Genomic DNA, 769 nt, shown 5'->3' with positions numbered 1-769 from the left:
CGCCGTCCGGGAGCCGTTCACGCAGGTGCACCTCGTGCTCGGCGTCGAGCAGTGACACCTTCACCCCGTCCACGCGCGCGGCGTTGTCGTGGACGAGTGCGAGGAACGCCTCGGTGGCGGCCTCAAGATCGTGTGACCCCCAGTATCCGGCGAGGGCGGGGTCGAACATCTCGCCCAGCCAGTGCAGGATCACCGGCCGGTCGGTGTGGGCGAGCAGGGTGGCGTAGACCTTGTGGTAGTCCTCGGGGCCGCGGGCGAGGCGGGCGAGCTGCCTGCTGGCCATGACGACGACCCGGGCGCCCGCGTCCTGGACGGTCTCGATCTGCTCCAGATAGCCCGCGACGACCTGCTCCAGCGTGGCGCTCCCGGGCAGATGATCTGTGCCGGCGCCGCAGGCCAGCAGGTCGGCCGGGTCGCCGAAGTGCCGGGCCTCGGCGGCGCTGCGCCGGATCAGCTCCGCCGTGGCCGCCCAGTCCAGGCCCATGTTGCGCTGGGCGGTGTCCATCGCGTCGGCCACCCGCAGCCCGCAGGACCACAAGTGGCGGCGAAAACGCAGCGTCGCCTCCCAGTCGAGGGAGGCGGGGGAACCGGGGGAGTGGTCGGCGAGCGGGTCGGCCACGACGTGCGCGGCGGCGTACACCACTCGGCTGGTGGGCGGTGACGGCGGCAGATCCCAGACGACCGGCTCACGCATCCGGTAGGTCTCCAACCGGCGATCCGCCCCGGGCAGCACGATCGAGGTCATCCGGCGATCTCCGGCACCTCGACC

1 protein-coding gene is annotated in these 769 nt (G+C 72.6%); it reads right to left on the bottom strand.

What is annotated here, in order from left to right:
* Positions 1 to 745: DUF993 family protein (locus tag IEY93_RS37435; protein WP_229691821.1), on the bottom strand; the 745-nt coding region annotated here is incomplete at its 3' end.
* Between the last annotated feature and the right edge of the window lie 24 nt (positions 746 to 769).

The organism is Sphaerisporangium melleum (assembly GCF_014646695.1).
Classification (GTDB): domain Bacteria; phylum Actinomycetota; class Actinomycetes; order Streptosporangiales; family Streptosporangiaceae; genus Sphaerisporangium; species Sphaerisporangium melleum.
Note: the sequence above shows the minus strand (reverse complement) of the source record. Positions and strands in the feature narration are given on the sequence as shown.